This is a genomic window from Streptomyces sp. NPDC003023 (assembly GCF_042888225.1).
Classification (GTDB): Bacteria; Actinomycetota; Actinomycetes; order Streptomycetales; family Streptomycetaceae; genus Streptomyces.
In genome coordinates this window covers 732,800-756,527 of record NZ_JBIAPL010000002.1, presented here as the reverse complement: position 1 = coordinate 756,527, position 23,728 = coordinate 732,800, and the positions used below count along the sequence as shown (strand labels likewise).

The 23,728-nt window shown below is 70.9% G+C and carries 24 protein-coding genes; 13 read left to right on the top strand and 11 right to left on the bottom strand.

The window, feature by feature from the left end; all coding sequences use genetic code 11:
• The first annotated feature begins 351 nt into the window (after positions 1-351).
• A complete protein-coding gene (gene serB / locus ACFYV1_RS11665) occupies positions 352-1,578 on the top strand; it encodes a phosphoserine phosphatase SerB (RefSeq protein WP_389395240.1) in 1,227 nt (408 codons plus the stop codon).
• Between the two features lie 69 nt (positions 1,579-1,647).
• Here the strand turns inward: serB and ACFYV1_RS11660 are convergent, their stop codons facing one another.
• The 4 genes from ACFYV1_RS11660 to ACFYV1_RS11645 all read right to left on the bottom strand — a co-directional run bounded on the left by ACFYV1_RS11660 (position 1,648) and on the right by ACFYV1_RS11645 (position 4,158).
• Entirely contained in the window at positions 1,648-2,199 is a 552-nt protein-coding gene (locus ACFYV1_RS11660; protein WP_389395239.1) for a SixA phosphatase family protein, read from the bottom strand.
• A gap of 73 nt (positions 2,200-2,272) precedes the next feature.
• Complete coding sequence (locus tag ACFYV1_RS11655; protein ID WP_389395238.1) at positions 2,273-2,482, bottom strand: hypothetical protein; 210 nt, start codon at positions 2,480-2,482, stop codon at positions 2,273-2,275.
• A 274-nt stretch (positions 2,483-2,756) separates the two neighbouring features.
• Positions 2,757-2,873 (bottom strand): SGM_5486 family transporter-associated protein, encoded by a 117-nt coding sequence (locus ACFYV1_RS11650; RefSeq protein WP_356635059.1) that lies wholly within the window; start codon positions 2,871-2,873, stop codon positions 2,757-2,759.
• A 4-nt stretch (positions 2,874-2,877) separates the two neighbouring features.
• The gene (locus tag ACFYV1_RS11645; protein ID WP_389395237.1) at positions 2,878-4,158 is read right to left on the bottom strand and encodes a CynX/NimT family MFS transporter; all 1,281 of its coding nucleotides are present in this window, start codon (positions 4,156-4,158) and stop codon (positions 2,878-2,880) included.
• Between the two features lie 97 nt (positions 4,159-4,255).
• Here ACFYV1_RS11645 and ACFYV1_RS11640 point away from each other — a divergent pair, with 97 nt between their 5' ends.
• Positions 4,256-4,942, top strand: coding sequence for a FadR/GntR family transcriptional regulator (locus ACFYV1_RS11640; RefSeq protein ID WP_389395236.1), 687 nt, complete (start codon positions 4,256-4,258; stop codon positions 4,940-4,942).
• Here ACFYV1_RS11640 and ACFYV1_RS11635 read toward each other — a convergent pair.
• The 3 genes from ACFYV1_RS11635 to fabG all read right to left on the bottom strand — a co-directional run bounded on the left by ACFYV1_RS11635 (position 4,905) and on the right by fabG (position 7,171).
• Complete coding sequence (locus ACFYV1_RS11635; RefSeq protein WP_389395235.1) at positions 4,905-5,351, bottom strand: hypothetical protein; 447 nt, start codon at positions 5,349-5,351, stop codon at positions 4,905-4,907. The two genes, ACFYV1_RS11640 and ACFYV1_RS11635, sit on opposite strands and share 38 nt — an antisense overlap.
• 327 nt (positions 5,352-5,678) lie before the next feature.
• The gene (gene fabI / locus ACFYV1_RS11630; RefSeq protein ID WP_389395234.1) at positions 5,679-6,446 is read right to left on the bottom strand and encodes an enoyl-ACP reductase FabI; all 768 of its coding nucleotides are present in this window, start codon (positions 6,444-6,446) and stop codon (positions 5,679-5,681) included.
• Between the two features lie 5 nt (positions 6,447-6,451).
• Positions 6,452-7,171, bottom strand: coding sequence for a 3-oxoacyl-[acyl-carrier-protein] reductase (fabG, locus tag ACFYV1_RS11625; RefSeq protein WP_389395233.1), 720 nt, complete (start codon positions 7,169-7,171; stop codon positions 6,452-6,454).
• 378 nt (positions 7,172-7,549) lie between these two features.
• Between fabG and ACFYV1_RS11620 the strand changes: the two genes are divergently transcribed.
• From ACFYV1_RS11620 to tyrS, 3 genes are read left to right on the top strand one after another with little or no spacing between them, the layout of a single operon-like run.
• Positions 7,550-9,073 carry a TldD/PmbA family protein gene (locus tag ACFYV1_RS11620; protein ID WP_389395232.1) on the top strand — a complete coding sequence of 508 codons (1,524 nt, stop codon included), beginning with the start codon at positions 7,550-7,552 and terminating at the stop codon, positions 9,071-9,073.
• Positions 9,070-10,464 (top strand): metallopeptidase TldD-related protein, encoded by a 1,395-nt coding sequence (locus ACFYV1_RS11615; RefSeq protein WP_389395231.1) that lies wholly within the window; start codon positions 9,070-9,072, stop codon positions 10,462-10,464. Before ACFYV1_RS11620 ends, ACFYV1_RS11615 begins: the two co-directional genes overlap by 4 nt.
• Positions 10,465-10,517: 53 nt before the next feature.
• Positions 10,518-11,786 (top strand): tyrosine--tRNA ligase, encoded by a 1,269-nt coding sequence (tyrS, locus tag ACFYV1_RS11610; protein WP_389395230.1) that lies wholly within the window; start codon positions 10,518-10,520, stop codon positions 11,784-11,786.
• A gap of 66 nt (positions 11,787-11,852) precedes the next feature.
• On the opposite strand, the gene ACFYV1_RS11605 is transcribed toward tyrS, so the two are convergent.
• Positions 11,853-12,131 (bottom strand): GlsB/YeaQ/YmgE family stress response membrane protein, encoded by a 279-nt coding sequence (locus ACFYV1_RS11605; RefSeq protein ID WP_389395229.1) that lies wholly within the window; start codon positions 12,129-12,131, stop codon positions 11,853-11,855.
• Between the two features lie 228 nt (positions 12,132-12,359).
• On the opposite strand from ACFYV1_RS11605, the gene ACFYV1_RS11600 reads away from it, so the two are divergent.
• Together ACFYV1_RS11600 and ACFYV1_RS11595 are read left to right on the top strand one after the other, a co-directional pair.
• Positions 12,360-12,734, top strand: a complete 375-nt coding sequence (locus tag ACFYV1_RS11600) for a DUF3099 domain-containing protein (protein ID WP_389395228.1) — start codon at positions 12,360-12,362, stop codon at positions 12,732-12,734.
• A gap of 203 nt (positions 12,735-12,937) precedes the next feature.
• Complete coding sequence (locus ACFYV1_RS11595; RefSeq protein WP_389395227.1) at positions 12,938-13,174, top strand: hypothetical protein; 237 nt, start codon at positions 12,938-12,940, stop codon at positions 13,172-13,174.
• On the opposite strand, the gene moaA is transcribed toward ACFYV1_RS11595, so the two are convergent.
• The 3 genes from moaA to ACFYV1_RS11580 form a co-directional block, all read right to left on the bottom strand.
• The gene (moaA, locus tag ACFYV1_RS11590; protein ID WP_389395226.1) at positions 13,157-14,146 is read right to left on the bottom strand and encodes a GTP 3',8-cyclase MoaA; all 990 of its coding nucleotides are present in this window, start codon (positions 14,144-14,146) and stop codon (positions 13,157-13,159) included. The genes ACFYV1_RS11595 and moaA overlap by 18 nt on opposite strands.
• 149 nt (positions 14,147-14,295) lie before the next feature.
• Positions 14,296-15,933, bottom strand: a complete 1,638-nt coding sequence (locus ACFYV1_RS11585; RefSeq protein ID WP_389395225.1) for a cation acetate symporter — start codon at positions 15,931-15,933, stop codon at positions 14,296-14,298.
• The gene (locus ACFYV1_RS11580) at positions 15,930-16,295 is read right to left on the bottom strand and encodes a DUF485 domain-containing protein (RefSeq protein WP_389395224.1); all 366 of its coding nucleotides are present in this window, start codon (positions 16,293-16,295) and stop codon (positions 15,930-15,932) included. Before ACFYV1_RS11580 ends, ACFYV1_RS11585 begins: the two co-directional genes overlap by 4 nt.
• Before the next feature lie 255 nt (positions 16,296-16,550).
• On the opposite strand from ACFYV1_RS11580, the gene ACFYV1_RS11575 reads away from it, so the two are divergent.
• From ACFYV1_RS11575 to ACFYV1_RS11550, 6 genes are all read left to right on the top strand, one after another.
• A complete protein-coding gene (locus ACFYV1_RS11575; RefSeq protein WP_389395223.1) occupies positions 16,551-18,080 on the top strand; it encodes a S8 family serine peptidase in 1,530 nt (509 codons plus the stop codon).
• 79 nt (positions 18,081-18,159) lie between these two features.
• Positions 18,160-19,563 (top strand): CoA transferase, encoded by a 1,404-nt coding sequence (locus tag ACFYV1_RS11570; RefSeq protein ID WP_389395222.1) that lies wholly within the window; start codon positions 18,160-18,162, stop codon positions 19,561-19,563.
• Between the two features lie 177 nt (positions 19,564-19,740).
• Positions 19,741-20,742: a DEDDh family exonuclease gene (locus ACFYV1_RS11565; RefSeq protein WP_389395221.1), complete on the top strand. Its 1,002-nt coding sequence runs from the start codon at positions 19,741-19,743 to the stop codon at positions 20,740-20,742.
• 63 nt (positions 20,743-20,805) lie between these two features.
• Positions 20,806-21,039 carry a hypothetical protein gene (locus ACFYV1_RS11560; protein ID WP_100106509.1) on the top strand — a complete coding sequence of 78 codons (234 nt, stop codon included), beginning with the start codon at positions 20,806-20,808 and terminating at the stop codon, positions 21,037-21,039.
• 83 nt (positions 21,040-21,122) lie between these two features.
• The gene (locus ACFYV1_RS11555; RefSeq protein ID WP_389395220.1) at positions 21,123-21,911 is read left to right on the top strand and encodes an SURF1 family protein; all 789 of its coding nucleotides are present in this window, start codon (positions 21,123-21,125) and stop codon (positions 21,909-21,911) included.
• 30 nt (positions 21,912-21,941) lie between these two features.
• Positions 21,942-23,726, top strand: coding sequence for a glycoside hydrolase family 15 protein (locus ACFYV1_RS11550; protein ID WP_389395219.1), 1,785 nt, complete (start codon positions 21,942-21,944; stop codon positions 23,724-23,726).
• Positions 23,727-23,728: the final 2 nt, after the last annotated feature.

The following is a 23,728-nucleotide window of genomic DNA, read 5'->3' as shown; positions in this document are numbered from 1 at the left end:
ATCCGAAAGTCGGGCCGCGTGAAGACGGTGTTCGGTACCGAGTTGGGACGTTCACGGACGGCCTCGGGCGCGGTCGGCGCCGTGATCACCCACGGTTGGTGGCGGATCATGCGCGTACCGAATGATCCGTAGCGGATGGGGCCGTACGTGCCGCTCTGCCCCACTGTGCGGGATGTACGCGGCCGTACCCGCCGCTGTGTCCCGCCGCGCGGCTCCTGCGCGCCGCCCCGCCGTCTCCCGCACGCCTGGCGCCTCGCCGTCCCCTGTGCGAGCGTGCGAAGGACGCACATGTGTCCGTCAGGCGGGACGGAAACTCTCGTCCCGCCGGTCGCCCGATACGGTGGTAACACCATGAGCGCATCTCAGCCCCCTCCCAACGCCGACGACCCGACCCTTCTCGTCAAGATCTTCGGGAAGGACCGCCCGGGGATCACCGCAGGGCTCTTCGACACCCTCGCCGCGTACGCCGTAGATGTCGTCGACATCGAACAGGTCGTCTCCCGGGGACGCCTCGTGCTGTGCGCGCTCGTCACCGCGCCGACGGCCGGCGCGACCACCGAGGGCGAGCTGCGGGCCACCGTGCACAGCTGGGCAGAATCCCTCAAGCTGCAGGCCGAGATCATCTCTGGTACGGGCGACAACCGGCCTCGCGGCAGCGGTCGTTCGCACGTCACCGTGCTCGGGCACCCGCTCACGGCGGAGTCCACGGCCGCCATAGCGGCCACCATAGCCACGGCGGGCGGCAACATCGACCGCATCTTCCGCCTCGCGAAGTACCCCGTCACGGCGGTGGAGTTCGCGGTCTCCGGCGTCGAGACCGAGCCGCTGCGGACCGCCCTGGCACTGGAGGCGTCCGAGATCGGGGTCGACGTGGCCGTCGTCTCCGCCGGACTGCACCGGCGGGCGCAGCGCCTGGTCGTCATGGACGTGGACTCCACGCTCATCCAGGACGAGGTCATCGAGCTCTTCGCGGCACACGCCGGCTGTGAGGAGCAGGTCGCAGAGGTGACCGCCGCGGCGATGCGGGGCGAGCTGGACTTCGAGCAGTCGCTGCACGCGCGTGTGGCGCTGCTCGAGGGCCTGGACGCCTCCGTCGTGGACAAGGTGCGCGCGGAGGTACGGCTCACTCCCGGTGCGCGGACCCTGATCCGTACGCTGAAGCGGCTCGGATACCAAGTGGGCGTCGTCTCCGGCGGCTTCACGCAGGTGACCGACGACCTCAAGGAGCGGCTGGGCCTCGATTTCGCGTCGGCGAACACGCTGGAGATCGAGGACGGGAAGTTCACCGGCCGGGTCGTCGGCGAGATCGTGGACCGGGCCGGCAAGGCTCGGCTGCTGCGCCGTTTCGCGGATCAGGCGGGGGTCCCGCTCGCGCAGACGGTCGCGATCGGCGACGGTGCGAACGACCTCGACATGCTCAACGCCGCCGGCCTGGGCGTCGCCTTCAACGCCAAGCCCGTCGTGCGCAAGGCCGCGCACACCGCCGTGAACGTGCCGTTCCTCGACACCGTGCTGTATCTCCTGGGGATCACGCGCGAAGAGGTCGAGGCGGCCGACGACGGCACCGGCGAACACTGACGACAAGGACGTGCAGAGGGGCCCCGGCACACTCGGTGTGCCGGGGCCCCTTTCCTTGGACGTGACCGGTCAGTCGTGCGGTGTCCAGTAGTCGAGCAGCGTGCCCACGCCGTGCTCCACGGACTTCCACGGCCCGGTGACGGACACGACGGCGAAAGCCGAGGTCGGGAAGCCGTCGCGGGTCATCCGCGCCAGCGCGTCGCCCTCCGCGCGGCCCGCGAGCGCGTCGGCGAGCGCGTGCATACCGGGGTTGTGGCCGATGACGAGCAGGTCGTTCACCTCGTCGGAGGTCTCCGCGAGCAGGGCGAGCAGGTCGCCGAGGGATGCCTCGTACAGCCGCTCCTCGTAGACCGTCTTCGGGCGGTGCGGCAGTTCGTGGACCGCGAGCTTCCACGTCTCGCGGGTCCTGGCCGCGGTGGAGCACAGGGCCAGGTCGAAGTCGATACCGGTCTCCGCGAGCCGGCGGCCGGCCACCGGGGCGTCCGTTCGACCGCGCTCTGCGAGCGGGCGCTCGTGGTCGGACACCTCTGGCCAGTCGGCCTTCGCGTGCCGGAGGAGAACGATCCTGCGGGATTCGGGAGATCCGGGGGGTGTCCCCCCGGAAGACACAGCGGCGCTCATGCATCCCAGCTTCGCATGAAATGAGCCAGCGGGCGCAGGGTGTTGACGTGCTCCGCCGTCAAGGGTGACCCCGTCAACGGACCAGTGTCCGGTGCACGAGCCGGAGGTACTCGGCGACTCCTGGTTCCTCACCGGCCGCCGCGTGCGCCTCGCCGGGACCGGCGATCAGCGTGAGCAGCGCGCAGAAGGCGATCACGGGAAGGGCCAGCGCCCACCAGGGCAGCCGGACGCCGGCACCGCCCGGTGCCTGGGTACGGGTCCGGGGGTGGGTGTGGGCCGTCATGGCCGCCTCCGTATGTCCGAGGTCGAGTACCCCAAACGTACGGATCATGAACGGCGGGGCCCATCCGGCTGCCCACCCACTTCACCCTGACCCTGGCCCCCTAGGGGACGGTGGTGCAGGCCCCACCATTTTGGGGCTCGGTTCACCTCCGGGGCGCTTGTGCGTGTGTCGACGGTCGATCGTGCTCGGTCCCTCGTTCCTCGGGACCTCCGCGCGTTCTCCCTTTCGACACCCGCGCGCCCCTTCGGCTCACTCGCCATGGGGTGAGCCCGTATCAGGGCGCGGCGACGGTGGCGATGATCGAGATGACCACGCCGATGAGCAGGATCAGGCCGAAGATCCCGAGGAGCTTCTTCTGGCCGTTCTGGGGGTTCGGGTCGAGCACAGGCATGGCCTCAGTGTCGCATCCCGGTCTCGTCCTCGATCGTCCGGTCCCTGCCCGCGAGGAGGCCCACGACGATCTGCGGCACCAGCAGGGCGGCCATCAGACCCAGGGGCAGGCCCCAGCCGCCGCTGTGCTGGTACAGGACGCCGACCAGCAGCGGGCCGGGGATGGAGATCAGATAGCCGGTCGACTGCACGAACGCCGAGAGCCGTACGACGCCCGCTCCCGTCCTCGACCGCATACCGATCATGGTGAGCGCCAGCGGGAACGAGCAGTTGGAGATGCCCAGCAGCACCGCCCAGGCCCATGCTCCGGCCGCGGGCGCCAGCTGGAGCCCCAGGTAGCCGGTCAGGCCGCACAGTCCGAGACCGGCGGCGATCGGCCCCTGCTGCTTGAGCCGGGAGGCCAGCCGCGGGATCACGAACGCCAGCGGCACGCCCATGACCATGGTCACCGCGAGCAGTACGCCCGCGGTCCCGGGTGAGACGCCCGCGTCCCGGAAGATCTGCGGCATCCAGCCCATGGTGATGTACGCGCCGGTCGCCTGGAGGCCGAAGAAGCAGGCCAGCGCCCAGGCGGTCGGGCTGCGGGTGATGCGTGTCGGGGCCGCGTCCGGGTCGCTGTCGGCGGGGGTGGGGGCGGCCCGGTCCGCGGGCTGGCGATCGCGCAGCAGACCGAGCCAGGGCAGTACGGCGACGACGGCGAGCACCGCCCAGACCGCGAGGCCGGCCCGCCAACTGCCGCCGAGCGCGCCTGTGATGGGCACGGTCGCGGCCGCCGCCACCGACGTGCCGAGCGCCAGCGCCATCGAGTAGAGGCCCGTCATCGAACCGACCCGGTCGGGGAAGTAGCGCTTCACGATCACCGGCATCAGTACGTTGCTGAGGGCGATGCCCATGAGGGCGAGCGCGCTCGCGGCGAGGAACGAGGCCGTGCCGCCGGCGAGGGGCCGTATCACCAGTCCTGTCGCGATGGCCGCCATTCCGGCGCAGACGACGGCGGCGGGCCCGAAGCGGCGGGCGAGGCGCGGCGCGGCGATGCCGAACACCGCGAAGCAGAGCGGTGGCACGGAGGTGAGCAGCCCGGCGACGCTGCCGCTCATGTGCAGCCCGGTCCGGGCCTCCTCGAGCAGGGCTCCGAGGCTGGTGATGGCAGGGCGCAGATTGAGGGCGGCGAGGACGATCCCGACGACGACGAGACGGATGACCCATACGGGAGTGTGCCGGGCGGGAGAATCCCGGGGAGCAGGGGCCGTGACGGCGGGGCTCGGGGTACGGGTCTGGTCGGGCATTGGTCCATCATAGAATCATGGGATGATTGGTTGTCCAATTCCGTACGGTCGGGTGTCCGGCCGGGCGGCGGGCGGACGACTCACGACAAGGAGCACCATGGCGCTGTCCTCTCCCAGGCGTTCCGCGCTCTCCGACCAGGTGATCGCGCAGCTGCGGAACCAGATCACCTCGGGCGAGTGGCCGGTCGGTTCGCGCATCCCGACTGAACCGGAACTGGTCGAGCAGCTCGGTGTCGCCCGCAACACCGTCCGCGAGGCGGTGCGCGCACTCGCCCACAACGGGCTCCTGGACATCCGGCAGGGCTCCGGCACCTACGTGCTGGCCACCAGCGAGCTGGCCGGCGTCATGCACCGCCGCTTCGCCGACGCCGATCCCCGGCACATCGCCGAGCTGCGCTCCACCCTGGAGTCCTCCGCGGCCCGGCTGGCCGCGGAGCGCCGCACCGAACGCGACCTGCGGCAGCTGGACGCGCTGCTGGCCAGGCGCGAGGAAGCGTGGGCTTCGGGCGTCGCGGAGGAGTTCGTGAAGGCCGACGCGACGTTCCACCTCGCCGTGGTCGCCGCCTCGCACAACGAGGTGCTGAGCGAGCTGTACGCGGACCTGGGCGATCTGCTGCGCGACTGGCTGCGCGACGACATCGGCGAGGAGCTGCGTCCGGAGCACCACATGGACCACGCGCGGATGGTCGAGGCGATCCGCGCGGGCGACGGGGACGCGGCTGCCTCGGAGGCGGCCGGCTATCCGTTCATGTGCCTGCGTCGGCCCGCAGCGGCTGGTGGCTGACCCAGACCGACCGGATCTCCTTCCAGCACCGGCCGGTCAGCTCCCCGTACTGGGCGGGGCGGAGCAGGAGGGGCGCCGTGTCCGCGTCCACGTCCCACCAGCGGTCGCACTCGACGTGCAGCCGGACGCGGTCGGCGGCGGGATAGGGGTTGTGGCAGTAGGCGGTGACCCGGGAGCCTTCGACAAAGGTGCTGCACTGGGCCCGGTAGTCCGGTGCCGGTGCCGACGGGGGGTCCTGCGTCTCCTGACGGATCTGAAGGGTGGCGACGGGAATCGCCGCCAGCAGGACCGTCGCGGCGGCCAGTACGGAGGCGTTGCGCCATTTCGTACGCACGAGCAGGACCTCCTCGGCCGGGCTGCGGCGCGCACGCCGCAACAGCACCACAAGGAAGATTTGCTCCTCCAGCATCGCCGCCGCCGGGTCGGCCCGCCCGTCGGCGCTGGGCCGAACGGGCGACGCCCCGCAGGCCGCCGAGGGCGGTCCGCGGGGCGTCGTCGGGATGCGAACGGGCCCCTCACGGGCCGGGCCGAACGGCCGGGCCCACCCCGTGAGTGAGCCGAAGGTGCGCGGCGGCGGCGAAGGGAGTGGGGGGCACCTCCCGCCGAAGGCAGGGCGAACGCGGACGCCCCGAGGACCGAGGGGTCGAGCACGATCGACCGTCGACGCCGTCCGAAAGGGCCCGGTGCGTCTCCCCCCGGCGGAGCCAGGGGGAGAACCGAGCCTCGGAAAAGCGTGTCAGGCACCCATGATGTGGACGCCGCCGTCGACGTGGACGATCTCACCGGTGGTCTTCGGGAAGAAGTCGGAGAGCAGCGCGACGACGCCGCGTCCGGCCGGCTCCGGGTCCTTCATGTCCCACTCGAGGGGGGAACGCTCGTCCCACACCTTCGCCAGGTCGGTGAAGCCGGGGATGGACTTCGCGGCCATCGAGCCGAGCGGACCGGCCGAGATCAGGTTGCAGCGCACGTTCTGCTTGCCGAGGTCACGGGCCAGGTAGCGGCTGGTGGCCTCGAGCGCGGCCTTGGCCGGGCCCATCCAGTCGTACTGCGGCCAGGCGAACTGCGCGTCGAAGGTCAGACCCACGACCGAGCCGCCGTTGTTCATCAGCGGCAGGCAGGCCATCGTCAGCGACTTCAGCGAGAACGCCGAGACGTGCATCGCGGTCGACACCGACTCGAAGGGCGTGTTGAGGAAGTTGCCGCCGAGGGCGTCCTGCGGCGCGAAGCCGATGGAGTGCACGACGCCGTCGAGACCGCCCAGCTCCTCGCGGACCACGTCCTCGACGCGGGCGAGGTGCTCGTCGTCGGTGACGTCGAGCTCGATGACCTTGGCGGGCTTCGGCAGCTTCCTGGCGATGCGCTCGGTCAGGGTGGGCCGCGGGAAGGCGGTCAGGATGACCTCCGCGCCCTGCTCCTGGGCCACCTTCGCGGTGTGGAAGGCGATGGAGGACTCCATCAGCACACCGGTGATCAGGACGCGCTTGCCCTCGAGAATTCCGCTCATGTCGTTCAGTGACCCATGCCCAATCCGCCGTCAACGGGGATGACGGCTCCAGTGATGTACGAGGCGTCGTCGGAGGCGAGGAAGCGCACCGCGGCGGCGATCTCCTCCGGCTTCGCGTACCGGCCGAGCGGCACCTGCGAGACGATGCCCGCGCGCTGCTCGTCGGTGAGCACCTGTGTCATGTCTGTGTCGACAAAACCGGGCGCGACGACGTTGAAGGTGATGTTCCGCGAGCCGAGCTCACGGGCCAGGGAACGGGCGAAGCCCACCAGGCCGGCCTTGGAGGCGGCGTAGTTGGCCTGCCCGGCCGAGCCGAGCAGCCCGACGACGGAGGAGATCAGGACGACGCGGCCCTTCTTGGCGCGCAGCATGCCGCGGTTGGCACGCTTGACGACCCGGAAGGTGCCGGTGAGGTTGGTGTCGAGGACAGACGTGAAGTCCTCCTCCGACATGCGCATCAGCAGCTGGTCCTTGGTGATGCCGGCGTTGGCGACCAGCACCTCCACGTTGCCGTGCTTCTCCTCGATCTCCTTGTAGGCCTGCTCCACCTGCTCGGCGTCGGTGATGTCGCACCGGACGGGCAGGCAGCCCGCCTCGACGAGCTCCGCGGGCGGCTCGCCGGAACGGTAGGTGATGGCGACCTTGTCGCCGGCTGCGGCGAACGCCCGGGCGATGGCGAGGCCGATGCCCCGGTTTCCTCCGGTGACGAGAACCGAGCGGCTCAACGGATCACCCTTTCGTCAGTGGTCTGGAGCACCTGGGAGCCAGGCGGCTACCTCGAAAACCTATCGGTCCGCCCGCCCGTACGTGGAATCGGTCCCTGACAGCGCCGCGAACCGGTCCCTGTCGGGTCCCTACATAAAGCCGGGACGCCCGGCCCCCGGTCCGGCGTGCCGGGCGCCGGCACGGCGGCCCCCGTTCCCGGGCCGCGGCGGGCATCCGCTCGACCGGCATCGGCGGAGCCGACGAATCCACGGAGATCAACGGCCGTCGTCCTCCCTGTTCGTGACAAGAGGCTCGACCGGGCCCGGGGCACCGACCGGCATGATTCACTGCCGCAGAAACGCGTGAGTCGCGAGTCACAGTGAAGGGAAGGGCCGTCCGTGCCCCACGACATCGATCAGACGTTCACCGCGCTGCCGCTGCGGGCGCTCGCCGACGCGGCGCTCGCCCGGGCCCGCGCGCTCGGCGCCGAGCACGCCGACTTCAGGCTCGAGCGGGTCCGCAGCGCGTCCTGGCGCCTTCGTGACGCCAAGCCCGCCGGTTCCTCCGACACCACGGACCTCGGGTACGCGGTGCGTGTGGTGCACGGCGGCGCGTGGGGGTTCGCCTCGGGGGTGGATCTGACGATGGACGCCGCGGCCCGGGTCGCGGGCCAGGCGGTCGCGATGGCGAAGCTGTCGGCGAAGGTGATCGCGGCGGCGGGCAGCGACGAGAGGGTGGAGCTGGCGGACGAGCCGGTGCACGCGGAGAAGACGTGGATCTCGTCGTACGAGATCGACCCCTTCACCGTGCCCGACGAGGAGAAGACGGCGCTGCTCGCCGACTTCAGCGACCGGCTGCTGCGGGCGGACGGGGTGGCGCACGTCGACGCTTCGCTGCTGACCGTCCACGAGAACAAGTTCTACGCGGACACCGCGGGCACCGTCACCACCCAGCAGCGGGTCCGGCTCCACCCCCAGCTGACCGCGGTCGCCGTGGACGGCACGAGCGGCGAGTTCGACTCGATGCGCACGATCGCGCCTCCGGTGGGCCGGGGCTGGGAGTACCTGACCGGTACGGGCTGGGACTGGGACTCGGAGCTGGAGGAGATCCCGGCGCTGCTCGCGGAGAAGATGCGCGCGCCGAGTGTCGAGTCCGGGCGCTACGACCTGGTGGTGGACCCGTCGAACCTGTGGCTGACGATCCACGAGTCGATCGGCCACGCCACCGAGCTGGACCGGGCGCTCGGCTACGAGGCCGCGTACGCGGGGACGTCGTTCGCCACCTTCGACCAGCTGGGCAAGCTGGCCTACGGCTCGTCGGTGATGAACGTGACCGGCGACCGCACCGCGGAGCACGGGCTCGCGACGATCGGCTACGACGACGAGGGTGTCGCGGCGCAGAGCTGGGACCTGGTCAGGGACGGCACGCTGGTCGGCTACCAGACGGACCGGCGGATCGCGAGGCTGACGGGCCTCGGCCGCTCCAACGGCTGCGCCTACGCCGACTCCCCCGCGCATGTGCCGGTGCAGCGGATGGCGAACGTGTCGCTGCGGCCGGACCCGGGCGGTCTTTCGACGGAGGACCTGATCGGCGGGGTGGAGCGCGGGATCTACGTGGTCGGCGACCGGTCGTGGTCGATCGACATGCAGCGCTACAACTTCCAGTTCACCGGCCAGCGGTTCTTCCGCATCGAGAACGGCCGGCTGGCCGGGCAGCTGCGGGACGTGGCGTACCAGGCGACGACGACCGAGTTCTGGGGCTCGATGGAACAGGTCGGCGGCCCGCAGACGTATGTCCTCGGTGGCGCCTTCAACTGCGGCAAGGCCCAGCCGGGCCAGGTCGCCTCCGTCTCGCACGGCTGTCCTTCCGCCCTGTTCCGGGGCGTCAACATTCTGAACACGACGCAGGAGGCCGGTCGATGAGCCCCCGTACCAGCAAGCCGCACGAGATCGTCGAGCGGGCGCTCGAGATGTCCACCGCCGACGGCTGTGTCGTCATCGCCGACGAGGAGTCCTCCGCCAACCTGCGCTGGGCGGGCAACACGCTGACCACCAACGGCGTCACCCGCGGCCGTACGCTCACCGTGATCGCGACCGTCGGCGGTTCGCAGGGCACCGCGTCGGGTGTGGTGTCCCGGTCGGCGGTGACCGCCGACGACCTCGAGCCGCTGGTGCGCGCCGCGGAGGCGGCCGCCCGCGGTGCCGGGCCCGCCGAGGACGCGCAGCCGCTGGTGGAGGGCACCCCGGCGTCCCCCGGTTTCACCGAGGCGCCCGCGGAGACGACCTCCGCGGTGTTCGCGGACTTCGCCCCCGCGCTCGGCGAGGCTTTCGCCCGGGCCCGGGCCGGCGGCCGGGAGCTGTACGGCTTCGCCAACCACGAGATGACCTCCACGTACATCGGCACCTCCACGGGTCTGCGGCTGCGGCACGACCAGCCGAACGGCACGCTCGAGCTGAACGCCAAGTCGCCCGACCGTGCCCGCTCCGCCTGGGCGGGCCGCTCGACGCGGGACTTCAAGGACGTGGACCCGGCCGCCATGGACGCCGAACTGGCGCGGCGCCTGGGCTGGGCGGAGCGCCGGATCGAGCTGCCGGCCGGGCGGTACGAGACGCTGCTGCCGCCCACCGCGGTGGCCGACCTGCTGATCTACCAGCTGTGGTCGTCGGCGGCACGGGACGCGGCGGAGGGCCGTACGGTCTTCTCCCGGCCCGGCGGCGGTACCAGGGTGGGCGAGACCCTGTCGCCGCTGCCGCTGACCCTGCGCAGCGACCCGCACGAGCCGGGTCTCGAGTCAGCGCCTTTCGTGATCGCGCACTCCTCCGGCGACGACGCGTCGGTCTTCGACAACGGCCTGCCCGTCACGGCGACGGACTGGGTACGGGACGGAAAACTGGAGCGCCTGGTCGCCACGAGGCACAGCGCCTCCCTGACCGGTCTGCCGGTGGCACCGGGCGCCGGGAACCTGATCCTGGACGGCGGCGGTGAGCGCTCGCTGGAGGAGATGGTGGCGGGCACGGCCCGCGGGCTGCTGCTGACCTGCCTCTGGTACATCCGCGAGGTCGACCCGGCGACGCTGCTGCTGACCGGTCTGACCAGGGACGGCGTCTACCTCGTCGAGAACGGCGAGGTCGTGGGCGAGGTGAACAACTTCCGGTTCAACGAGTCCCCGGTCGACCTGCTGTCGCGGGCCTCGGAGGCCGGGCGCACAGAGAAGACGCTGCCGCGCGAGTGGGGCGACTGGTTCACGCGGGCCGCGATGCCCGCGATGCGGGTGCCGGATTTCAATATGAGTTCGGTCAGCCAGGGCGTATAACCTCGTACAGGTTCAACAGCACTTTCCATGGCACAGAAGGAGACGCGAGACCCGTGACGGACATCGTCGACGAGCTGAAGTGGCGCGGGCTGATCGCCCTGTCCACTGACGAGGATGCATTGCGCAAGGCGCTCGCGGACGGCCCCGTCACCTTCTATTGCGGCTTCGACCCGACGGCGGCCAGTCTGCACGTCGGGCACCTGGTGCAGGTCCTGACCGTCCGCCGCCTCCAGCAGGCCGGCCACCGGCCGCTGGCGCTGGTGGGTGGCGCGACGGGTCAGATCGGCGACCCGCGGCCCACGGCCGAGCGCACGCTGAACGACCCGGAGACGGTCGCGCAGTGGGTGACCCGGCTGCGCTCGCAGATCGAGCCCTACCTGTCCTTCGAGGGCGACAACGCCGCGGTCATGGTGAACAACCTGGACTGGACCGCCGGCCTGTCGGCGATCGAGTTCCTGCGGGACATCGGCAAGCACTTCCGCGTCAACAAGATGCTCACCAAGGACTCGGTCGCGCGGCGGCTGGAGTCCGAGCAGGGCATCAGCTACACGGAGTTCAGCTACCAGCTGCTGCAGGGGATGGACTTCCTGGAGCTGTACCGGCGCTACGGCTGCACCCTGCAGCAGGGCGGCAGCGACCAGTGGGGCAACCTGACGGCGGGCCTGGACCTGATCCACCGTCTGGAGCCGGCGGCCGAGGTCCACGCGATGGCCACCCCGCTGATGACGAAGGCGGACGGCACCAAGTTCGGCAAGTCGGAGACGGGCACGCTCTGGCTCGACCCGGAGATGACCACGCCGTACGCGTTCTACCAGTTCTGGCTGAACACGGACGACCGGGACGTCTCGCGGTACTCGCGCATCCTCAGTTTCAAGAGCCGTGAGGAGCTCGAGGAGCTGGAGAGGCAGACCGCGGAGCGGCCGCAGGCGCGCGCCGCCCAGCGGGCGCTGGCCGAGGAGCTGACGACGCTGGTGCACGGCGCCGACCAGTGCGCCGCGGTGATCAACGCGTCGAAGGCGCTGTTCGGTCAGGGCGACCTGGGCGAGCTGGACGAGCCGACGCTGCGCGCGGCCCTGTCCGAGCTGCCGCACGCCGCCGTCGGCGAGCTGCTGCCGGTGGTCGATCTGCTCGCCGAGGTCGGTCTGGCGCCGAGCAAGTCGGCCGCCCGCCGCACGGTGAAGGAGGGCGGCGCGTACGTGAACAACGTGAAGGTGACCGCGGAGGACGCCGTGGTGAGCGCCGGCGAGCTGCTGCACGGCCGCTGGCTGGTGCTGCGCCGGGGCAAGAAGAACCTGGCGGCGGTCGAGGTCACGGCCGGCTGACCGGAGCGGACACGCACGCGGAGGCCGGGTGGGCGCTGTGCCCACCCGGCCTCCGACGTCGCGGTGTCAGGCGCGGTGCCGTTTCCTGCCGCGTACGGCGCTGTAGAGCATGTCGCCCAGGAAGACGACGACGATGGCCGCCGCGAGTTGCAGTGCGTGCCTGCCCCAGTCGATCCCGTTCGTCTCCTCGATGCCGAAACCACGGGCGACGGCGTTGCCGATGATGGCGCCGATGATGCCGAAAATGGTGGTCAGCCAGAGCGGACTGTGCTGTTTGCCCGGAATGATAGCTTTCGCGAGCAGGCCCAGCACGAATCCCACGATGATCGCCCACAACCAGCCCATGGCTGCCTCCTTGTACGGCCTTTGCGTGAGCAGTTACGTCGCCAGTGTCGGCCCGCCGGGCGTACGGCGCATGTCGGGGCACCCATCCGCATTACGGCGCACACCGGGCACGCGGAACGCGGTGCCGCCCCGCTCTCGAAGGCTGCGCAGTCCGGGCGTACCGTGGAGCCAGTCGGAACAGGGGTATGTCCGGGAACGTCCGGCGCGGGAATCGGGTGGTGGAACGCGATGCGGAAGCACGGCGCAGCGGAGGTCTTCCGGATCACGGGAGCACGGGCGGGTCTCGCCGACGATGTCCGCGGCAGGCAGCGCCGCTATGTGATCTCGATGTCGGTTCGCACCGTCTCTGTGGTCCTCGCGGCGGTCCTGTGGAACGTCGAGCGCCATGTGGCGGTCGTGGCGCTGGCGCTCGGGATACTGCTCCCGTACATCTCCGTCGTCATCGCCAACGCGGGCCGGGAGAACGCCCCTCCACTGCCCTCGACGTTCGTCCCCGCACCCGTCCGGCCGGCGATCGAACCCGCCGCCGCACACGACGCGGCGGAGCCGGAACCGGAGGAAGCGGCGTTCCCGAAGAACCGCCCCGGGGCAGGACAGGGCTGATCGCGAGGGCTGCCGGCGCGTCCCGCGAAGCTCAGGAAAAGCTCAGATCAATCATGAAGTTCCAGTGCACCCAACCCTGTTGCCCATGACATACTGCCTACGCGCTCCGCATCCCCCGTCGGAGCGACGGACCGACGCCGGGCAGCTCCCCCCGTGGCTGCTCGGCGTCGCCATGCTGGGACAATGATCCCGTGATTTCTCCGGTGAGTGACGAAACCCCGATCTGCTCCGCCAAGGGCTGCCGCACGGACGCCGTGTGGGTCCTCGCCTGGAACAACCCGAAGCTGCACACCCCGGACCGCCGCAAGACGTGGCTGGCGTGCGAGGAACACCGGGAGCACCTTTCGCAGTTCCTCGGTGTGCGGGGTTTCCTGAAGGACGTCGTGACACTCGAGGAGTGGGAGCGCGGCGCGGGAGGCGGGTCAGCCGCCGATGGCTGACATCGGCCGCTCCGGCTGAAGGAACGAGGGGTCGTCGAGCCCGGATCCGGCCTTCTTGCCCCACATCGCCAGCCGCCAGATGCGTGCGATCTCCTCGTCGGGCGCATCCGAGCGCAGCGCGGCCCGCAGGTCCGTCTCCTCGGTGGCGAACAGGCAGGTGCGCACCTGTCCGTCGGCGGTGAGCCGGGTGCGGTCGCAGGCGCGGCAGAACGGGCGGGTGACGGAGGCGATGACGCCGACCCGGTGCGGGCCGCCGTCGACGGTCCACCGCTCCGCGGGCGCGGAGCCGCGCGCGGTGTCGCCCTCGGGAGCGAGGGTGAAGCGGGTACGCAGGGATTCGAGGATGTCACCCGCCGTGATCATGCCGTCGCGCTTCCAGCCGTGCTGGGCGTCGAGGGGCATCTGCTCGATGAAGCGCAGTTCGTAGTCGTTCTCCACGGCCCAGGCGAGCAGGTCGGGTGCTTCGTCGGCGTTCAGCCCGGGCATCAGGACGGCGTTGACCTTGACCGGGGTGAGCCCGGCGGCCCGGGCGGCTTCGAGGCCGTCCAGCACGTCACGGTGGCGGTCGCGGCGGGTCAGGGTCTTGAAGACGTCGGGCCGAAGCGTGTCCAGCGAGACGTTGACCCGGTCGAGACCGGCGGCCCGGAGGGCCGCCGCGGTGCGCTTGAGGCCGATGCCGTTGGTGGTCAGGGACATCTTGGGCCGGGGTTCGAGCGCGGCACAGCGCTCGACGATGCCGACGAGTCCGGGGCGCAGCAGCGGCTCCCCGCCGGTGAAGCGGACCTCGGTGATGCCGAGGTCGGTGACGGCGATGCGGATCAGGCGGACTATTTCGTCGTCGGTGAGCAGGTCGGGCTTGGCCAGCCACTGCAGACCTTCTTCGGGCATGCAGTACGTACATCGCAGATTGCACCGGTCGGTCAGTGAAACGCGCAGGTCAGTGGCCACCCGGCCGTAGGTGTCGATGAGCACTGTGGGCCCCCTCCCTCTTCGCGGTTCCGACGCCTTCGAGCCTACGCGAGAGTGCTGACAACGCCAGGGCGCGTTTGCCACGAGGTACGGCGCGGCCGCGTCGTAGGACTCTACGACGCGGCCGCCGACATGCGTGTGTCCGTTCCCTCTCAGTGGGCGCCGACGCCGGTGAGGGACTTGACCTCGAGCTCGGCGTACTTGCCCTCGTCGGGCTTCTCCTTGGTCAGGATCGAGCCCAGCCAGCCGAGCAGGAAGCCCAGCGGGATGGAGATCAGGCCCGGGTTGGACAGCGGGAACCATGCGAAGTCGACGCCCGGGAACATCGACGACGCGCTGCCCGAGACGACCGGCGAGAAGAGCACCAGGAGGACCGAGGAGGCGAGGCCTCCGTAGATCGACCACAGGGCGCCCTGGGTGGTGAACCTCTTCCAGAACAGGCTGTAGAGGATCGTGGGCAGGTTGGCGGAGGCCGCGACGGCGAAGGCGAGGGCGACGAGGCCGGCCACGTTCAGATCGCGGGCGAGCGCGCCGAGGGCGATGGAGACGATTCCGATGAAGACGGTCGCCCAGCGCGCGGCGCGCAGCTCCTCCTTCTCCGTGGCCTCGCCCCTGCGGATCACGTTGGCGTAGATGTCGTGCGCGAACGACGACGAGGAGGCCAGGGTGAGTCCGGCGACGACGGCGAGGATGGTGGCGAAGGCGACCGCGGAGATCACGGCGAGCAGGATCGCGCCCCATGCGGTGTCGACACCGCCGATGTGCAGGGCGAGGAGCGGGGCCGCGGTGTTTCCGGCCGGGTTGGACGCCTTGATCTCGGCGGGTCCGACGAGTGCCGCGGCGCCGAAGCCGAGCGCGATCGTCATGAGGTAGAACGCGCCGATGATGCCGATGGCCCAGTTGACGGACTTACGCGCGGCCTGGGCGGTGGGCACCGTGTAGAAGCGGATCAGGATGTGCGGGAGGCCCGCGGTGCCGAGGACGAGGGCGATGCCGAGGGAGATGAAGTCCAGCTTGGTCATGCCGTCGACGCCGTACTTGAGGCCGGGCTCCAGGAAGGCGTCGGGGTTGCCCGCCAGGCCGGTCTCGCTCTTCCTCGCGGCCTCGCCGAGCAGGTCGGAGATGTTGAAGTTGAACTTCCACAGCACCAGGAAGGTGATCAGCAGGGTGCCCGCGATCAGCAGGACGGCCTTGACCATCTGCACCCAGGTGGTGCCCTTCATGCCGCCGATGGTCACGTAGACGATCATCAGCAGGCCGACGAGGGCCACGATCGCGATCTTCCCGCCGTCGCTGGTGATGCCGAGGAGCAGGGAGACCAGGATGCCCGCGCCCGCCATCTGCGCGAGCAGGTAGAAGATCGAGACGACGATGGTGGAGGCGCCCGCGGCGGTACGTACCGGGCGCTGCCGCATCCGGTACGCGAGGACGTCGCCCATCGTGTAGCGGCCGGAGTTGCGCAGCGGCTCGGCGACGAGCAGCAGGGCGACCAGCCAGGCGACCAGGAAGCCGATCGAGTAGAGGAAGCCGTCGTAGCCGAACAGGGCGATGGCGCCGGCGATACCGAGGAACGAGGCCGCCGACATGTAGTCGCCGGAGATGGCGAGGCCGTTCTGGAAGCCGGTGAACTGGCGGCCGCCGGCGTAGAAGTCGGCGGCGTCCTTGGTCTGCCGGCCGGCCCAGACGGTGATGAACAGGGTCGCGATCACGAAGGCCGCGAAGAGCGAGATGATCAGCGGCCGGTGCTCGGTGGTGGCGTTCGACGCCGCGAGGTGCAGGACGGTGCTCATGCGTCGGCCTCCATGCGGGACTTGATCGCCTCGGCCTTCGGGTCGAGCTTCGCTGCGGCGTGCCGTGAGTAGAGCCAGGCGATGAGGAAGGTGGTCGCGAACTGGGCGAGGCCGAAGACGAGGGCCACGTTGATGTTGCCGAACAGCTTCGTGCCCATGAAGCCGCCGGCGTAGTTGGAGAGCAGGACGTAGAGCAGGTACCAGGCGATGAACCCGATGGTCAGGGGGAACGCGAAGGAACGGTACGTGCGGCGCAATTCGCCGAATTCCGTACTCTGCTGCACCTGCGCGAACGACTCTGTCGTGGGCTGGGCGGTGGTGGTGGCCTGACCGCGCTCGGGCGGCGGTGCATCGGTGGTCACGGAATCTCCTCGCGACGCGGGTGCGGTGGGGATGGACTCGGGGATGTCACTGACAGGGGCGGTTCGATGTTGCTCCACTCCCTGACAACGGCACGGAGCGCGCGCCGAACCGGTTCACCATCGGTCTTTTTCTTCCGCACTTCCTTCGCGAACTCATTGAAACAGGGCCCTGATCAGCGATAGTTTCGCTCGTCATGTACCCGCCCATTCGCACAGGGGTGTCTGGGCGGTTGTCACGGATGATGTGGAGAACCCATGGCTCATCTGGGATCCAGACGGCGTCGCGCACTCGCGCTGCCCGCCGGTCTGGCGCTCACGGCCTCGCTCGGCTTCCTGCCCGCGGGGGCCGCCACGGCGGCGCCGGTTGACGATGTGATCGCCTCGGTCCAGACGGACGGACCGAAGCTGAGTTACGTCGTCAACGTGAAGGGCGGAAACGACACCGCCAAGTCGGTCAAGAAGGCGATAGCCAAGGCCGGCGGAACGGTGGTGATGGCCTACGACCAGATAGGCGTCATAGTCGTCCACTCGCAGAACCCGGACTTCGCCTCGACGATCCGCGGTGTGCGGGGCGTGGAGTCGGCCGGTGCCACGCGCACCGCGCCGCTGGCGCCCTCGGCCGACATGGCCATCGAGTCGGAGCGTCCGCTGACCGACGCGGAGGCGAAGACGTCCGCCGCGCTGGCGACCGACGGCCAGGACCCGCTGGAGCCGCTGCAGTGGGACCTGCCGGCCATCAAGGCCGACAAGGCGCACGAGAAGACTCTCGGCAGCAAGAACGTCACCGTCGCGGTCATCGACACGGGTGTCGACGACACCCACCCGGACCTCGCGCCGAACTTCGACCGCGACGCCTCGGTCAGCTGCGTCGGCGGCGTGCCGAACACGGCGGACGGCGCCTGGCGTCCCGGCCCGACCGAGTCGGACCACGGCACCCACGTCGCCGGCACGATCGCGGCGGCGAAGAACGGTGTCGGCGTGACCGGCGTCGCGCCGGGCGTGAAGGTCTCCGGCATCAAGGTCTCGCAGCCCGACGGCTTCTTCTACACCGAAGCGGTCGTCTGCGGCTTCGTGTGGGCCGCCGAGCACGGCGTCGACGTGACCAACAACAGCTACTACACGGACCCGTGGCTGTTCAACTGCAAGAACGACGCGGACCAGAAGGCGCTCATCGAGGCCGTCTCCCGCGCCACCCGCTACGCGGAGCGCAAGGGTGCGGTCAACGTCGCCGCGGCCGGCAACTCCCGTATGGACCTCGCCGCGGACGAGCTGACGGACACGTCGAGCCCGAACGACACCACGCCGGGCGAGCGGGTCATCAACCCGCGCGAGTGCCTCGACATCCCGACGCAGATCCCGGGTGTCGTCACGGTGTCCGCGCTGGGCGCGAAGGGCCTGAAGGCCTCGTACTCGAACTACGGTCACGGCGTGGTCGACATCTCCGCGCCCGGCGGTGACGCGACGCGTTACCAGGCTCCGGACGCCCCGGCCGTGGACGGCCGGATCCTGTCGACGGTCCCCGGTGGCTACGGCTACAAGGCCGGTACGTCGATGGCCTCCCCGCACGTCGCGGGTGTGGCGGCGCTGATCAAGTCGACCCACCCGTACGCGTCGCCGGACCTGGTCAAGGGCCTGCTGTACGCGCAGGCGGACGACACCGCGTGCACCAACCCGTACGACATCAACGGTGACGGCACCGTCGACGCGGTCTGCGAGGGCGGCGACGGCAAGAACGGCTTCTACGGCACGGGCGTCACGGACGCCCTGGACGCCGTCCGCTGGTAACAGCGCACGTCGTGACGGGCCCGGTGCGCGATCCGCACCGGGCCCGTTCTGTCGCCGCACCCGCTGACATAGTGGGCGCATGACCCGTCCGTCTTCCTTCTCCCCCGCCGGCGGCACGGCCCAGGCGTGGTCCGCCCTGGGCGGCGACCCCGCTCTGCCGGACCGTGTCGCGTACCGGGGTGGCGGCGCGCTGCCCTCCCGACTGCCGGTCATGGAGCTGGCGCGTGCCACCGTCGCGGTCTGCTCCCTCGCCGCCGCCGAGCTCGCCGCGCGGCGCAGCGGTGGTTCGGTCCCTCTCGTGCAGGTCGACGACGGGTCGGTGACGACGGCGTTCCTCAGCGACCGGCTGGTGCGGGTCGACGACGTGCCGCCGACCACGTTCGCGCCGCTGTCCCGGTTCTGGCGCGCGGCGGACGGCTGGGTGCGGACCCATGCCAACTACCCCCATCACCGCGAGCGGTTGCTCGGGGCGCTTTCCCTGCCCGGCCACGCGGACACGGCGGACGTCGCCGCCGCGATCGCCGGACGCGGGGCGCTGGACATCGAGACGACGGTGTACGCGGCGGGCGGCCTGGCCGTCGCCGCGCGCAGCCCTGACGAGTGGGCGGCGCATCCGCAGGGAGCGGCCGCCGCCCGGCATCCGTTGCTGCGGGCGGCGCGGCTCGGCGACGACGGCCCGCCGAGGACCGCGCCCGGCCCGGCGGCCCTGCCGTGCGCGGGACTGCGGGTGCTCGATCTGACCCGGGTGCTGGCCGGACCGGTCGCCACACGAACGCTCGCGCTGCTCGGCGCCGATGTACTGCGGGTCGACCCTCCCGGGCTGCCGGAGAGTCAGGACGCGCACAACGACACCGGGACGGGGAAGCGGTCGACCCGGCTCGACCTGGCCGCCGTGGCGGACCGGGAGACGTTCGAGGAGTTGCTGGCCCTGGCCGACGTGGTGGTGACCGGCTACCGGCCGGGAGCCCTGGACAGGTTCCAACTCACCCCCGAGGCACTGGCGGAGCGTCGTCCCGGCCTGGTCGTGGCCCGGCTCTCGGCCTGGGGCGGGTACGGACCGTGGGCCGGTCGGCGCGGCTTCGACAGTCTCGTGCAGGCGGCGAGCGGCATCGCCGTGACCGAGGGCGACGGCAGCCGGCCGGGCGCGCTGCCCGCTCAGGCACTCGACCACGGCACCGGATATCTGCTCGCCGCCGGTGTGCTGCGCGCGCTGACCGACCAGTACGACGAGGGCGGGTCCCGCCTGGTGGAGACGGCCCTCACACAGACGGCGGCCTGGCTGACCGGAGGCCTCGTGCGGGACCCTGACGGTCGTCCGGCGGTGTACGACGCCGAGCGGTGGCTCACCGAGAAGGACGCTCCCATGGGCCGCCTGCGCCACGCCCTGCCGGCGGTCGGCTACGAGGGCGGGCCCGCCGACTGGGCGCGGCCGCCCGGGAAGTGGGGGGCGGACGCGCCGACGTGGCCGGGCGTCACGGCCTGACGGGGACCTTGAGCGCGGGTGCGCCGGGCGGGCCCGTCGTGGGTGCCGCCGCCGGTCGCTTCACTCGTCCGGGGAACCTTTCACGCAAGGGAGTTGGGGCCGGCGCGGTGCACCCGGTCCGCCGTGGGGGCGGGGCCGGGCCGTGGCTGTCGGTGCCGGCCCGTATTCTCTGTGACCATGCTCGACGACCGTACGACCGCAGCGACGACGTGGCCGGCCGCGTACCCACAGGGGTACGCGGTCGTCGACGTGGAGACCACCGGACTCGCCCGCGACGACCGGATAGTGTCGGCTGCCGTCTACCGCCTCGACGCGCACGGCGACGTCGAGGACCACTGGTACACGCTCGTCAATCCCGAGCGCGATCCCGGCCCCGTGTGGATCCACGGGCTGACGAGCGATGTGCTGGAAGGCGCTCCGCTGTTCGGGGACATCGCCGGTGAGCTGTCCGCCCGGCTCGACGGGCGGGTCCTGGTCGCCCACAACGCCACCTTCGACTGGTCGATGATCGCCAGGGAGTACGCGCGTGCGCGGGGTGCGGCACCGACCAGGCAGCGGCTGTGCACCATCGCTCTCGCCAAGGAGCTGCGGCTGCCGCTGCCCAACCACAAACTCGAGTCGCTCGCGGCCCACTACGGGGTGGTGCAGCAGCGGGCGCACCACGCTCTCGACGACGCGCGTGTCCTCGCGGAGGCATTCCGTCCGAGTCTGCACTCCGCCGCCCGTGGCGGTGTGCGGCTGCCGCTGCTCGAGTGCCTGCCGCTGACCGAGTGGTCGGACACGCCCGCCACCCCCCGCGTCGGCTACCAGTCGTCGTACGGGCACAGCAGCTGGCGTCCGTCGCGCAAGCGCCCGGCGTGCCCCTTCCCCAATCCGGGGCGGTACCGCCCGGGCGGGCAGTTGATGCAGGGCATGCGGGTCGCGTTCTCCGGCGACACCTCGGTGGAGCGCGAACTGCTCGAGGACCGGGCGATCGAGGCGGGACTGCATGTCGCGACGAGCGTGTCCCGGCTGACGAGCCTGCTGGTGACCAACGACCCCGACGCGTCGACGTCCAAGACCGTCAAGGCCGCGTCGTACGGCACACCCGTGATCGACGAGGGTGCGTTCACCCAGCTGCTGCGGGACGTCGCCCCCGCGCCCGACCCGTCGGCCGGCCGGGCACCCGCATCGGAGTGAAACCGGCGCGACTCGCCCGCAGGCCGCTCGCCCGGGGCGCCGAACCGTTTCACCCTGTGGCGCATGGCACGTTGCGAGGTTTGCGGAAACGACTACGGCATGTCCTTCGAGGTGCACGCGCAGGGCGCGGTGCACGTCTTCGACTGCTTCTCCTGCGCCATCCACCGCATGGCGCCCATCTGTGAGCACTGCCGGGTGCAGATCATCGGCCAGGGGGTCGAGGTCGAGGGGCACTGGTACTGCGGGGCCCACTGCGCCCGCGCCGAGGGGAGGGCCGGCATCGTCGACCGGGTGTGACCCGCGCCGCATCGAAGGCGAGCGGGGCCCGGGGCGGGGACCCACCGTCCGTGGCCCCGCCCGGAGCAGGTACGGTCGAAGCCGTGTACCGCTTCCTGTTGTCCCGGCAGTGGGTGATCCTCACCCTCATCGGCCTCGTTCTCATTCCCACGATGACCGAGCTGGGCTTCTGGCAGTTGCACCGGCACGAACGCAGGGTCGCCCAGAACGCAGTCATCGCGCGGAACCTCGACGCGAAGCCGGTGGCGGTGAGCGAGCTCACCTCGCCCGGACACACCGTCCCGCGGTCCGACTACTGGCGGCGGATCACCGCGACCGGCACCTTCGACACCGCCCATGAGGTGGTCGTCCGGCGCCGCACCAACGCCGACGACCGCGTCGGCTTCCATGTGCTGACACCACTGGTACTCGCCGACGGGCGGGCGGTCCTGGTCAACCGCGGCTGGGTCGCCGCCGCGGCCGATCAGAAGGCCTTCCCCGAGGTGCCGCCGTCGCCCCGGGGCACCGTGACCGTCACCGGCCGGCTCAAGGCCGACGAGACGACCGGCGCCAGCGGCATCAAGGACCTCAAGGGGCTGCCGCCCCGCCAGGTGATGCTGATCAACAGTGCGCAGCAGGCCCGGCTGCTGGACCGCGAGGTCCTCGGCGGGTATCTCGAGCAGTCGGCGCCCGAGCCCGCGGGCGGCAGCCCGGAACTGATCCCGGCCCCTGACCACGACTCCATCGGCGCGCACATGGCGTACGCCGTCCAGTGGTGGCTGTTCGCCGCCGCGGTACCCGTCGGCTGGGTGATCCTCGTACGCCGGGAGAAGCGTGACCTCGCCGCCGCGAAGCCGCGGACGCCCGAGCCGGCCGCCGCAGCCGCTGCTTAGGCTTCTCTCCTGGCGGGAACACGCCAGAGCGTGACCCAACGCATCGAGGACTACGCCCTCATCGGCGATCTGCAGACCGCTGCCCTGGTCGGCAGGAACGGTTCCATCGACTGGCTGTGCCTGCCCCGGTTCGACTCCGCGGCCTGCTTCGCCTCCCTCCTCGGCGACGAGGAGAACGGCCACTGGCGGCTCGCTCCCAAAGGCGCGGACATTTGCGCCAGCAGGCGATACGTCGGCGCTTCGCTGGTACTGGAGTCCGTGTGGGAGACGCGCACAGGGACGGTCAGGGTCCTCGACTTCATGCCGCAGCGCGACGAGGCACCGGACGTCGTCCGCATCGTCGAAGGCCTCAGCGGCACGGTCGAGATGCACGGCACGCTGCGGCTGCGCTTCGACTACGGCTCGGTCGTGCCCTGGGTGCGGCGCGCCGACGGTCACCGGATCGCGATCGCGGGTCCCGACTCGGTGTGGCTGCGCAGTGAGCCCGAGGTCAAGACCTGGGGGCAGCAGTTCAGCACCTGCTCGTCGTTCACGGTCGGCGAGGGCGACAAGGTGGCGTTCGTCCTCACCTGGCATCCCTCGCACAAGCCGCGGCCCGATCTCATCGATCCGTACGAGGCGCTGGAGCACTGCCTGGAGGACTGGGAGACGTGGTCGTCGACCTGCCGGTACGAGGGCCCCTACCGTGACGCCGTCCTGCGCTCCCTGATCACCCTCAAGGCGCTCACGTACGCGCCCACCGGCGGCATCGTCGCCGCGCCGACTACCTCGCTGCCGGAGGACGTGGGTGGCGTCCGGAACTGGGACTACCGCTTCTGCTGGCTCCGTGACTCCACCCTCACCCTGAGCGCACTGGTCTCCGTGGGCTATCTGGACGAGGCCGCCGCCTGGCGCGACTGGCTGCTGCGCGCGGTCGCCGGTGACCCGGCGGACCTGCAGATCATGTACGGGCTCGCGGGCGAACGCCGGCTGGCGGAGACGGAGCTGAGCTGGCTCGGCGGCTACGCGGGCTCGGTGCCGGTCCGCGTCGGCAACGACGCGGCGTACCAGCTGCAACTCGACGTGTACGGCGAGGTCATCGACTCCCTCTTCCTCGCCCGCAGGGCGGGCCTCGCGCCCGAGAGACACGCGTGGAACATCCAGCTCAGCCTGCTGGGGTTCCTCGAGTCCAAGTGGCGCGAACCGGACGAGGGACTGTGGGAGGTCCGGGGGCCCCGGCGTCACTTCGTGCACTCCAAGGTGATGGCGTGGGTCGCGGCGGACCGTGCCGTGCGCACCCTCGAGGCCGATCCGTCGCTGCGCGGCGACGTCGCCCGGTGGCGGGCCATGCGGGACGAGGTGCACCGGGAGGTGTGCGAGAAGGGCTTCGACCCGGAGCGGGGCACCTTCACCCAGTCGTACGGCTCCGCGGAACTGGACGCCGCCGTCCTGCTCATCCCCCGCGTGGGGTTCCTGCCGCCCGACGACCCCCGGGTGGTCGGAACGGTCGACGCCGTGTGGCGGGAGCTGGGCAGCGGGCCGCTCGTACGCCGCTACACGGCCGAGGCCACCCAGGTCGACGGGCTGCCGGGGCGGGAGGGCGCGTTCCTCGTCTGCTCGTTCTGGCTGGCCGACGCGCTGCGGCTGACAGGCCGCGAGGAGGAGGCCCGTGAACTGTTCGAGCGGCTGCTCGACCTGTGCAACGACGTGGGTCTCCTCTCCGAGGAGTACGACCCGTCGTCCGGGCAGCACCTGGGGAACTTCCCCCAGGCGTTCAGTCACATCGGACTGGTCACCACGGCTCTCGCGCTGACCGGGCAGGAGACGGCAGGATAGGG

Excerpts from the sequence above, each read along its gene's own strand:
- serB (WP_389395240.1), top strand. The coding sequence starts at position 352 with ATGAGCGCATCTCAGCCCCCTCCCAACGCCGACGACCCGACCCTTCTC.
- ACFYV1_RS11660 (WP_389395239.1), bottom strand. The coding sequence starts at position 2,199 with ATGAGCGCCGCTGTGTCTTCCGGGGGGACACCCCCCGGATCTCCCGAA.
- ACFYV1_RS11655 (WP_389395238.1), bottom strand. The coding sequence starts at position 2,482 with ATGACGGCCCACACCCACCCCCGGACCCGTACCCAGGCACCGGGCGGT.
- ACFYV1_RS11650 (WP_356635059.1), bottom strand. The coding sequence starts at position 2,873 with ATGCCTGTGCTCGACCCGAACCCCCAGAACGGCCAGAAGAAGCTCCTC.
- ACFYV1_RS11645 (WP_389395237.1), bottom strand. The coding sequence starts at position 4,158 with ATGCCCGACCAGACCCGTACCCCGAGCCCCGCCGTCACGGCCCCTGCT.
- ACFYV1_RS11640 (WP_389395236.1), top strand. The coding sequence starts at position 4,256 with ATGGCGCTGTCCTCTCCCAGGCGTTCCGCGCTCTCCGACCAGGTGATC.
- ACFYV1_RS11635 (WP_389395235.1), bottom strand. The coding sequence starts at position 5,351 with ATGCTGGAGGAGCAAATCTTCCTTGTGGTGCTGTTGCGGCGTGCGCGC.
- fabI (WP_389395234.1), bottom strand. The coding sequence starts at position 6,446 with ATGAGCGGAATTCTCGAGGGCAAGCGCGTCCTGATCACCGGTGTGCTG.
- ACFYV1_RS11615 (WP_389395231.1), top strand. The coding sequence starts at position 9,070 with ATGAGCCCCCGTACCAGCAAGCCGCACGAGATCGTCGAGCGGGCGCTC.
- ACFYV1_RS11605 (WP_389395229.1), bottom strand. The coding sequence starts at position 12,131 with ATGGGCTGGTTGTGGGCGATCATCGTGGGATTCGTGCTGGGCCTGCTC.
- ACFYV1_RS11600 (WP_389395228.1), top strand. The coding sequence starts at position 12,360 with ATGCGGAAGCACGGCGCAGCGGAGGTCTTCCGGATCACGGGAGCACGG.
- ACFYV1_RS11585 (WP_389395225.1), bottom strand. The coding sequence starts at position 15,933 with ATGAGCACCGTCCTGCACCTCGCGGCGTCGAACGCCACCACCGAGCAC.
- ACFYV1_RS11575 (WP_389395223.1), top strand. The coding sequence starts at position 16,551 with ATGGCTCATCTGGGATCCAGACGGCGTCGCGCACTCGCGCTGCCCGCC.
- ACFYV1_RS11570 (WP_389395222.1), top strand. The coding sequence starts at position 18,160 with ATGACCCGTCCGTCTTCCTTCTCCCCCGCCGGCGGCACGGCCCAGGCG.
- ACFYV1_RS11565 (WP_389395221.1), top strand. The coding sequence starts at position 19,741 with ATGCTCGACGACCGTACGACCGCAGCGACGACGTGGCCGGCCGCGTAC.
- ACFYV1_RS11560 (WP_100106509.1), top strand. The coding sequence starts at position 20,806 with ATGGCACGTTGCGAGGTTTGCGGAAACGACTACGGCATGTCCTTCGAG.